This window comes from Halochromatium glycolicum, assembly GCF_016584085.1.
GTDB classification, from domain to species: Bacteria; Pseudomonadota; Gammaproteobacteria; order Chromatiales; family Chromatiaceae; genus Lamprobacter; species Lamprobacter glycolicus.
In genome coordinates this window covers 101795-111740 of the sequence record NZ_NRSJ01000012.1, presented here as the reverse complement: position 1 = coordinate 111740, position 9946 = coordinate 101795, and the positions used below count along the sequence as shown (strand labels likewise).

The window sequence follows — 9946 nt, the reverse complement described above, 5'->3', positions numbered from 1 at the left end:
GACCTTCAAGCGCCCGATCTCCTCGTAAAGCGGCGCCGTGGCCGTCTCAACCGTCGGCTCCTTGCGCGCCTTGCCAGACGCGAACAGCTCCGGCAGCTTCTCGAGCAGTTGCCGCTTCCACTGGCTGCCGCACAACCTCAAAATGGACGACCTGAAACAGGAAGGGTCAATCCGGTAGTTGCCCAGACGGTTACGCTGAAGGTAACACCAACAGCGGGCGAAGGGGCTCTGGGCACTTGGCGGGCCTGCGATAGCCTCGGACTCCGAGCCGAGATCAGCTATGGCGTAAACCGGCCTAGGCTCAGTGGTAAACCGAGCTGGAGCGGGGCGTATATGCGCCAGCATTTGAGTTTCCTCCAGCTGCGGGAAGGCCCTGGGCGGACAAGCCAAGGTCAGAACCGGACTCGGGAAATCCGACCGTCCGGGATCGTAGGGGGGCTTACGGAAACGTGAACCACGGTCTGGTCTAAACGGGCACGTCCCGCGGAAACGCCGAAACAGCCAAGCCTGGACCTACTGTTGCGCGCGCCGTATTTCTATCCCGACGCGCTACCCGCTCCCGCCCGCGCGGGTGGTGCACAGCATCTATGCCACGTAGCGAACGTCTAGACCGAGGAGCCGGATGCGGGAGTTCCGCATGTCCGGATCTGTGGGAACCGCGGGTGAGTGATCACCCGCGGTCACCCGGCCATCCAGGTGGCGGGTACCACGGTCAGCCAACATCTCAAGCGGCTCGGGCTGAGTGATCAAACACCCTGGTTTCGTGCTGCAGAGCAGAAACCGGAGGCCGTTGAGCGCTTTGTCACCGACACCTTTCCGCGCATTAAGCGTCTCGCCGAGAAGCTTCAGGCCGACATCGCGTTTGAAGACGAAGCCGGCATTGGCTTGCGCACGCATGCGGGCAAGACGTGGGGCGCGGTGGGGACAACCCCCCAGGTGCGAGGCAGCGAGCACCGCAGTGGTTTGAACCTGTTGTCGAGCGTGACAGCCGCTGGTGCGATGGAGTTCTCGATTGAAGACGCGAAGATCGACTCTGAACGTTACATCGCCTTTTTGGAAAAACTGATTGCCAATCGCGATCACCCGTTGATTATCATTGTTGACGGTGCACCGTTCCACCGTTCTAAAAAGACGCGCGAATTTGTGCGTGCGCATCGCCATCAAATTCGGGTGTACTTTCTCCCGACGTATTCGCCGGAGCTAAACCCCGACGAGCAAGTCTGGAACACTGTAAAGAATAAGCGGGTCGGCCGACAAGCAATTAAAACGAAAGATGACCTGAAGCGCTCCGTGCAACGGTGTCCGCCTCCCCCTCACAGGTACGCCATCAACAATGGCCGCAGCTGCGTCTCATAGAGCTGTGGCGAGGCTGGTTGGAGAAACGCGAGCTTAAAGAAGCGCAGCACCTGACGGCTGAGTTTCGACGTATAGCGGTACAGCGGCGCACTCCAGGCCGGGCGCTCGGTGCCGACCGCCTGATCGGCGAGCCCTTGCTGTCGCCGATCCTGTTTGCGCAGCGCCTTCTCATCGCCAGCGGGCTCGCCCTTCAGGCAGCGCGCAAGCATCCGATGCACCAGCAGGGTGGTGATGATCGCCAGATCGGCCTGATTGGCGATGGCCACCGGTGATTGGCCCCACGCCTTGGCCACGGCGAAGTCATTCTTCCAGTTGTCATGGGTCTTCTCCTGTTCCCAACGCCGCCCATACAGGAAGGCGACCACACCTGGCAGCAGGCTGAAATCGTTGCTCAGCAGCTCCAGCTCCGTGCCCCCTGGCGTGCGGTAGCGGATCAGACGCCACTCCTCCTTCGAGCTGGTCAGGCGGATGAGCAGGTCCGAGAGGACCCCCTCGTTGCAGGGATGCTCAGCGATCGGCAACCCTTCGGTCGAGTCCACGCAGAGGTTCTTCTTCATGCGGGTGATCACCGTGACCTTCAGCGCCCGTTTCTTCGCATCCCAGAACGGCGCATTGACAACGGCCCGATCCGCAACCCAGACGGTCCGGCGCTCCCGGGTCAAGGCGTCGCTGCGTTGATCGTAGTCGCGCAACAGTTGCATCTCGTGGCGGCTGCGGGTGTCGGTCAAGACGTCGTCAATGACCCCGATGCGCAGGTTCTGAAACGCCAGCAGGGCGTGCCCCTTGGGGTTGTCCTCGCCGCCCTGTTTGGGTGTGCAGCGTCGATCGTGAGCGCTCTCCTGCTGGTCGGTCCCATCCAGCGCCCGAACCGGGCGTCCAGCCAGCCCCGGAAGCTCGGCCAAGCGATCGGGCAAGACGCCAGCCGCCTCAGCGCGCCATTCAGCCACCACCGCCCGCAGCACCCCTTGGCGCTCCTTGGAGGCCAACGCATCCGACCAGGTCGAGCGCGCCAAGGGCGGGCGCTCAACGGCGCTCACATCGAGATGCAGCAGCTGTTGAATCTGTTCCCGCAACGCCGAGGTCCCTTGCAGATGACGCAGCACACCGAGACTCATGAACGCCTCGCTGCTCAGCACCCGCCCCGGCGCCTTAGCCGGGCGCACGCGAGACAAGACGCGCTGCAGCGGCGCGAGCAAGTCCCCCAAAACGGTCTGTTCGGTCAGCGTCTGCATCAGGTTGGTTAAGCGGTTCTTATCAAACATGATCGCGTTCTCGATAGGTGAAGCCTATGAAAACGCGAGCCGTCCCCGGCTCTCTTGTCAAGCTTTTTTATTGACTCGCTTGCGCTAAATCAATAAACATTCGCGGTCCTTACAACGCGCTGGGCGGGCACACTTGCCGCCCTCGACGCACGAATCAAAACAGGAACCCCTCTGCCTCCGGGCACCGTAGACAGCCCCTGACAGTTAGCTAAACTCGATCAAGCTGTACCCCATTGGTTTCGAAACCGGACACCGTTGCGCTCCGTGCAATCAGCCTTGCAGTCGCTGAAAGAAGAAACCGAGCTGATCAAGTCGTTCTTCAAGCTCCCGTATACTCAGTACGCACAATGAGAGTGTCCGGATAATTGTTAGCTGGACAATATTTTAAAACCGTTCGTTAACATGATTCAAGACTCATCTAGTGGATAGCCGGCATCACTAAGCATTTCACGTAGCCCCGGTAATGGAAACCCAAGCTCATAAGCAGATTGCGCATACTTGTGCGCTTTCTCGTACTCTTTCATGCGGAAATATAACAACCCTACATTATATAATACATTCGCATTTCTTGGTGATAGCCGCGCTGCATTTTTAAGCAAAATCTTAGCCTGGTCATGTTCTCCAATTTTAAATCGATATTGGGCCTCGATAAATTCAACCATGCCATCTTGCGGGTTTACTTTTCTAGCCCATTCAAAGCGACATTCAATGTGTTCCGCGCCTAAAGGCATCGGATTTTTTTTCTTTATAGCAAGACGGACTAGCGTATCAAGCGCCACGTGATGATTCGGAAACCAATTCAAGGTATACTCAAGATCCCCTACTAGGCTGCCGCTGGGCCGAGCGCCACCTCTTAACTGCCTGACGTCTTCATTAAAATGGTATCTTTCAACCATTCCCACATGGTGCTGATTACTTGGGTCAAGATAATCTCTATTTCCATGCGAGCTCTTTAAAGGCGGGCAGAAATCAACCGACAAGGAATTTTCTGTTGCCATCAGCAATAGAGATAGCAAAATTAAACGAGATAAGCAGTGTTTCATAGTGTTTTGTAAGCTCATCGCTAATGAATCTGGCAGCAGCTGCAGGTTGTTAGCCTGGGAGGGCGCCAAAAGAACTTCCCGGTTTATAAGAACTTAGCCAACCCCAATTTAATGCAGACTTCATTTAGATCGTAGTTAAATACCAGGTCTTTCGTTAGATCCTTTTTGGCGTTATTTGGAGACTGTTTTATGTAGCGCTTATTGCTAATTTTCGTACAATGTCCTTCTTGTAAAGGTTTTGCACGGAGAGGCCTTAATTTGCCATTGTGGAGTTCTTGCCATGCCAGAATTCCAGCACCATGATCCCATGTATAGCGGCGCCTTCGAAGATTGCGTTCTTCTTCGGTTTGGCAGTTTGGATGAAGATAGCTGCGACGCCACCATCCACACCCGTGTGCAAAGTTTGACTGACTTGCACCCCGTGTCGTACAACCGAGTAACTCCCAGTATCGGCCACGATTACCTCTTATCCGTTGATGCCATCTTTGACGGTCATCAACAGCTGCCATTTCACCATCAGATAAAGCCTTGAATAATTCAGCAATTTTGCGAAGCAATGGTTCACGTACCAAAAGATCACTATGCCAAAATGCGAGCCGAGGAGCGAATAAATATGTAAGCTCCATTGGCACCATGGGTGTAAGTTTCGGAAAACCTATCTCCTTATTGAAATTCATGAGTATGGCGCCGTCGATAATAGGAGGAACGTCCGCGCGGGGGTCATATCCGACGATAGGTGTCCAACCCACGGAACGAACTAGTCGTTGCTGCACTAGGCACCAATCGCTAGCAACGCTCCAACAGAGCCACGGGTAGGCAATACCCTCTAGTGCGCTCCTCCACGCAGTTTTTGCTTGCGCCGTTATAGCCTCAAATTCCTCAGGAGTGATCGCAAGCCAACTCCCATTACCTGCGGCATAGCGACGTTGGTCAGGGTCGTGCTTATACCAATCGTCTCGATTGAACGTGTCCGTCATGATCGTGAATCTATAGATGAAAAATGTCGCCGTATCCCTTTTCTGGGGCAGAAATCCCATGCCTATGCCGTAGTCAGCTATCTACGGCTCCGGTCATGTGTGGCTCTGCGTGCCAGCGTTGTGGAGTCGATAGCGGCCATACTCAGTGGAGTATCGTCTCGCCGATAATGTCGCAGCAATTTGTACCGCGGTTGCGGGAGGCAATGCCTGTAGTTTTTATGCAACATGAACAACATAGCAACTTTGCTCCCGATACGCTAGCGAAGTTTAGGAAAGTCGTGCAAGAGATGCGTTTGGCGTCGATATGCTTGATTCTTGCTGCATGGGGTATGTCGCTTGGTGCAGTGGCTGCCGCCGAGCAGTTGCTGAATGCAGGGCCAGGAGATTATCGCGGATACCTAGGCAACCTGGAGGCTGGGGATACGCTTATGTTGGCCTCTGGCAGCTACCGCAGTGGACTACCGCTGCGAGGAATCACTGGAGAACCGGGGCGGCCCGTGGTCATCGAAGGACCAGCCGACGGGCCGCCGGCAGTGTTCGAAGGTCGCGAGGATGGGATTACCGTGAGTTTAATTGACGCGGCACATGTGACCATAAGGAATCTCTACCTAAAAGGACATGGCCGTCGGTGCCATGCGATTGTTGCCGAAGGCCGCGGGCGCTTCGCGCATGATGTGAACTTGGAAAACCTGACCATCACTGGCTTCGATGCGGCGCAGGGCTTCAACGGGATTGCGACTCGCGTGCCGGCCTGGAACTGGGTGATCCGCAATAACCGGATCAAAGACGTCGGAACCGGGATGTACCTGGGGAATCCCGATGGGAGCGCCCCCTTCGTCAACGGCCTCATCGAGGGCAACCGGATCGAGGAGACGCTCGGCTACAACCTGCAGATCAAGCATCAGGCGCCGCGGCCGGTGCTGGAGGGCATGCCGCAAGGGCCGTCGGTGACGGTGATCCGCGACAATGTCTTCAGCAAGCTGACCGGCGGCGGTGAGGGCGAGCGGGCGCGGCCGAATGTGCTGGTTGGGCACTTTCCGCTGCAAGGGCCGGGCGCTGAGGATTACTACCTGATCGAGCACAATCTGTTCTTTCAGAACCCGACCGAGCGCCTGTTCCAGGGTGAAGGCCGCGTGGCGTTGCACAACAACAGATTCGTGAACTGGTTGGGCGATGGGGTGATCTTCATGGCCCACAACGATGTGCCACGGGCGGTGGATGTGATCCACAATACCATCCTGGCGCGCGGCACGGCCCTGACCGTGAGCGGGATGCCGGAGGGGGTATCGCCCCAGGTTGCCGGAAACGTGCTGCTGAGCATGCGCCCGCAGCCGGAGTGGGAGAATGGCTTGAATCATGTGGGCAGGCTCGCCGAGGCCGAGACGCTGTTCAGGGCGCCGTTGGCGGATTTGGAGGCGATCGATCTGCGCCCGCGGGCCGGCCAGTTGCGGATGCCGGAGACGCTCGAGATCGCGCCGCACTGGCCGAGGGCTAGGCGGCTGTCGCAGCAGCGGGCGGGCGATGCCGCGGCGAGACGGTTCGGGGCCTATTGGCCGTGACTGCCGTCAGCTCGAATCCGCGGTTGACTCCATGAACAGATGCAGCGCGCGGCGGATGGTTCGGGAGACGCTGACGTCTGCCTGCTCTGCAATCCCTGAGAGGCGTTGTCCTTGATCCGCGCGCAATGCGATCGGTATGGCATGGAGGCGCTGGCCGAGGTCACCGGCTTCGGGCTGCGGTCTTGGTAGTTGGTCCAGCAGGGTCGACTCCGCCTGCTCCTCGTCGAGCACGCTGTCGAGGATACGCTGAAGGGCGCTGCGCAAATCCAGCCCGAGCTGTTCGGCCACCTGCTCGAGGAAGTCGAGCTGATGCTCGGTCAGGTTGACCGTGATGACGGGTGCATGTCGGCGGTTGGGGGAGATGGTATTGGTCGACGTGCGTCCTCGGTTTGCCGATCTGGCTGCGGGTGTGAAGATCGGGCTCGCGAGCCTCAATCCGAATGCGAAGGTCATCACGGCGGCCGTTTGCACCGCGACCCAGCGCGCGAGCAGGGCCTCCTCGCTCAGCAGATCACTGCGGTCGGGTCCAAGCAGGAATTGGACGCCCGAGAACGTCAAGCCGTATTTCTCGACTTGGTCTGCGAGCCCCTGGTCGAGCAGCCACCAGGCGAGCGGGATGGATAGGATGCTCACCAACACGGCAATCAGCGCTGCGCGTCGCGAGTGCGCGTTCGCGATCAAGACTGCGTCGACGGCAAGCAAGGCCATCAGCGCGTAGAGGAAATAGTCGCCATGGAGGCCGAAAAGCCCTTCGCGCGTGATGAGCTCGTTCAGGTTGTCGGTCGAGGACCAATCGAAGACGATGGTTTTGCAGAGCAAGAGCCAAGGTAGGGCATTCAGCATCAGCCAGCCCAGGCGCGTCGCAACGGTGCGCACGGATGAATCCTGGTTTTGCAGTTGCATCCAGGCCGCTTGCGCGAGGGCGAGGAAGATGACGATTGGGCCGTAGAGTGCCGCATAGCGCACCGGTCGTTCGACGAAGGCAACGACGTCTGGGTCGACGGCGAGGAACAGGTTGCGAGCTGGCTCGCCCCAGATGTCCTTATTGGTCACGAACCAGTGCAGATTGGTCGATCCGGCGATATCGAGGAGACTCTCTTGGGTGACGCTGAGCATGAGCAACAGCAGACTCACCATAGCGGCTACGAATGCGGTTGTTGGGATGGAGAGGATCGGCCAGCGTGAGCGGTTGATCAGGTGCGCCATCCAGGCTGCACCGGCGCCGATCCAGAGTACCGCCAGCATGAAGACCCAGGCCGCGAGCGGGTGCGACTCGCCGAGTAACAGCTCGCGCAGGTTGTAGGGAATGCCGGGCAGCTGCAAGAGTATCAAGAGTGCAGCTGCCCCGAGCGCCGCGATCACGGCGAACGGGAGCAACAGGCGCTGCCATGGGGTGGTCTCTGTAAGGGCTCGCGCGGTGTCTGCGTGGTACTGGGCTTGAGCGCGCGCGGGAGTGCGGCGCGCATCCCATGGTTGTGCTTGATCGGTTAGGCGACTAAGGACAAACGCGACGAGAAGGACCCACAGCGGCTCGGTTACCGAAGGCGTCCTCCCGATTACGAATAGCTGCGCCGCTTCGAGCAGGGCTACCCAGAGCGCGAGCAGTAGGCTCGCCCTCCCGAGCGAGACGCCATGTAGCCGGAATAGCCACAGGATGGCGGTGTAGAAAAACAGGTTGGCGATCAGTGCTCGTGCGTTAACCAGCATTGATCCTTCGAGCACCTCGGCGAACGGAATCCTCCCTATTGGATTGGGCTCATCAGCGAGGTGAAAGGACTCAAGGCTAGTGAGGGTCAGTACTAGGAAGAGTGCAGCGAGGAGCACAGTTGCACGCGCTTGTCCATTGAAGCGCAGGAGAAGCGCCCAGGTCATGCAGCCCATGGCGAAGCCGATGACGGTTGAGAGGTCGAGCTCAACGATGACGATGAACGGTTTTACCGCGAGTACAAGGACCGCCAGAAGCAACAGCCAGGGGAGGCTTGCACGCTCGCCAAGGAGACGCGCAAGGGCTTGGCCGAGCACGCCGATGCCGATGGCCGTGGCGAGGCTGTCGGCGAGCGCGAAGTGTGGCTCGATTAGCAGCGGTTTGAGGCTGTCCTTGACGAGCTGCGGGTCGATGCTTGGCACCAGAGGCAAGAGCTCGTTTGCCCCCCACAGCGAAGCGACAAGAAGAGTCGCCATCGGTAGGGGCTGCTCAGCAGAGGTTCGGAACCAACGCGTTAACGTGGCAGCGGAGCCAAGTGCGACGCCGATGCCAAGACCAAGGGTGTTCCAGACCGCATCAACCAAAGCGGCATCGCGAGTGGGTATCAAAACTTGCAGGATCTGGAGTGTGAGGGCGAATAGCATCCCCCACACGAGTATCGGCCGAAATCGGGAAATGCGGCCTCCCGCCGCTGGGTCGCCAATCGCCGCGAAGAAGCCGAGCGGAACGAATAAGGCAATGTTGCCGACGAGATTACTGAGCGAGTCGCGTCCCTCGCCCCGGGTTGTGAGGAACTGCACCCAGACATCGCTGCTTGTGCCCTGATGAAGGGAAAACGCGAGCGGATAAAGCGAGCCGTAGGCGATGAGCGCCGCGACGATCGCGATGATACCCCGAGACGATGTCTGGCTGACTGGCATGCTCTGCTGACCGGGATTCGCTATCGCTATCTATTCTTGGCTGTCACCTTGATCCAGCCTTTGTGTAGTAGATGTCTGGCGAGGAGCCCGGCAGGCATCCGCCGATAATGGTAGCGCGCTTGACCCGCCTGGCGGGCGAGGCGTTGCGCGAGGGTGGAGCGCTTGTCGGGGAGCTTCGGCGGGCCGCTGCGGCGGAAGACCCAGTCGAATGCGACGCGGGTCAGGGCCGGCGGGGCCGGTAACTCGAGCGGCTCCGGGACCGGGGTGCCGAGCCAGGTGCGGCAGTAATGCAAGGCATACCAGAGCAGCCGGCTGGCATGGTGGGCACGGGCGCGGTCGATCAGGATGCGCCAGTCCTGCTCGCTGTCGAGGAACTGGCGCAGCAGCCCGTCGAGATCGAGCAGCCCCCGCAGCTCGTTATTGAGCTCGGAGTCCTGGAACAGGTGGATGACGGCGTGGATGATCTGATCCAGCGGGCCGAGGGCCTGATAGCGGGAGTTCGGGATCGGTCTCAGGTCGGCGAAGAGCAGGGCATCATCGGCGCGGGTGCGGCTGGTGACCGGGGTGATGCTGTGGTGCAGATCGACCTCGAGCGGGTGACCTGGATAGCGCAGCGGCGGCAGCTCGTGGCTCCATTCGCGGTAGTAGTGCTCGTCGTAGGCAGACTGGACGGCCATGCGCCAGCCGGCGCGTTTGAGCGCCTGTTCGGCGGTCTCCAGGTCCGCCCGCCGGACCAGCAGATCGACATCGTTCGGGGTGCGTCCGCGCGCGAGCGGTAGGTCTTGCAGGAGATAGGCCGCGCCTTTGAGCAGGGTCACGGAGAGGTCTGAAGGCAACGCCTGCTCGAGATCCCGCAGCTCCATGCGCACGAGCTGTGCATGGTAGGCCGCATCGTTGATGCCGGCTTGAAGGTGGCCCTGCACGCGCGCGGGGATCTGGTCCCAACTGGGCGGGTCCGCCTGCAGTCGGTGCCCGAGCGGACCGAGCAGGCGTGCGTGCCGCGCGAGGCGGAGGGTCTGATCCCAATCGGCCAGCCGCATGCCTCGGGCGTGGGCGGGATCGCGCAGCAGCGGGAGCAGATGACGGCCTGCTGGCATCGGCAAGGCGGCGTTCCCACGCATCGG

General features: G+C 59.6%; 7 protein-coding genes and 1 pseudogene. 2 read left to right on the top strand and 6 right to left on the bottom strand.

What is annotated here, in order from left to right:
* Nucleotides 1-666: 666 nt before the first annotated feature.
* A complete protein-coding gene (locus CKO40_RS09040; protein ID WP_200345871.1) occupies nucleotides 667-1356 on the top strand; it encodes an IS630 family transposase in 690 nt (229 codons plus the stop codon).
* On the opposite strand, the gene CKO40_RS09035 is transcribed toward CKO40_RS09040, so the two are convergent.
* The 3 genes from CKO40_RS09035 to CKO40_RS09025 form a co-directional block, all read right to left on the bottom strand.
* Nucleotides 1314-2618: a hypothetical protein gene (locus CKO40_RS09035; protein ID WP_200345870.1), complete on the bottom strand. Its 1305-nt coding sequence runs from the start codon at nucleotides 2616-2618 to the stop codon at nucleotides 1314-1316. The two genes, CKO40_RS09040 and CKO40_RS09035, sit on opposite strands and share 43 nt — an antisense overlap.
* A gap of 407 nt (nucleotides 2619-3025) precedes the next feature.
* On the bottom strand, nucleotides 3026-3730 hold the full coding sequence (locus CKO40_RS09030; RefSeq protein ID WP_200345869.1) for a tetratricopeptide repeat protein: 705 nt from the start codon (nucleotides 3728-3730) through the stop codon (nucleotides 3026-3028).
* Between the two features lie 14 nt (nucleotides 3731-3744).
* Nucleotides 3745-4338 (bottom strand): hypothetical protein, encoded by a 594-nt coding sequence (locus CKO40_RS09025; protein ID WP_242476927.1) that lies wholly within the window; start codon nucleotides 4336-4338, stop codon nucleotides 3745-3747.
* Nucleotides 4339-5201: 863 nt separating this feature from the next.
* Here CKO40_RS09025 and CKO40_RS09020 point away from each other — a divergent pair.
* Nucleotides 5202-6197: a right-handed parallel beta-helix repeat-containing protein gene (locus tag CKO40_RS09020; RefSeq protein WP_200345868.1), complete on the top strand. Its 996-nt coding sequence runs from the start codon at nucleotides 5202-5204 to the stop codon at nucleotides 6195-6197.
* A gap of 6 nt (nucleotides 6198-6203) precedes the next feature.
* Here CKO40_RS09020 and CKO40_RS09015 read toward each other — a convergent pair whose 3' ends face one another.
* The 3 genes and pseudogenes from CKO40_RS09015 to CKO40_RS09010 form a co-directional block, all read right to left on the bottom strand.
* Entirely contained in the window at nucleotides 6204-8324 is a 2121-nt protein-coding gene (locus CKO40_RS09015) for a hypothetical protein (RefSeq protein ID WP_242476926.1), read from the bottom strand.
* 123 nt (nucleotides 8325-8447) lie between these two features.
* Nucleotides 8448-8822, bottom strand: a pseudogene (locus tag CKO40_RS25330) (VanZ family protein); the annotation flags it as partial.
* 26 nt (nucleotides 8823-8848) lie between these two features.
* Complete coding sequence (locus tag CKO40_RS09010; RefSeq protein ID WP_200345866.1) at nucleotides 8849-9943, bottom strand: nucleotidyltransferase domain-containing protein; 1095 nt, start codon at nucleotides 9941-9943, stop codon at nucleotides 8849-8851.
* Nucleotides 9944-9946: the final 3 nt, after the last annotated feature.

Excerpts from the sequence above, each read along its gene's own strand:
- CKO40_RS09035 (WP_200345870.1), bottom strand. The coding sequence starts at position 2,618 with ATGTTTGATAAGAACCGCTTAACCAACCTGATGCAGACGCTGACCGAA.
- CKO40_RS09025 (WP_242476927.1), bottom strand. The coding sequence starts at position 4,338 with ATGAATTTCAATAAGGAGATAGGTTTTCCGAAACTTACACCCATGGTG.
- CKO40_RS09010 (WP_200345866.1), bottom strand. The coding sequence starts at position 9,943 with ATGCGTGGGAACGCCGCCTTGCCGATGCCAGCAGGCCGTCATCTGCTC.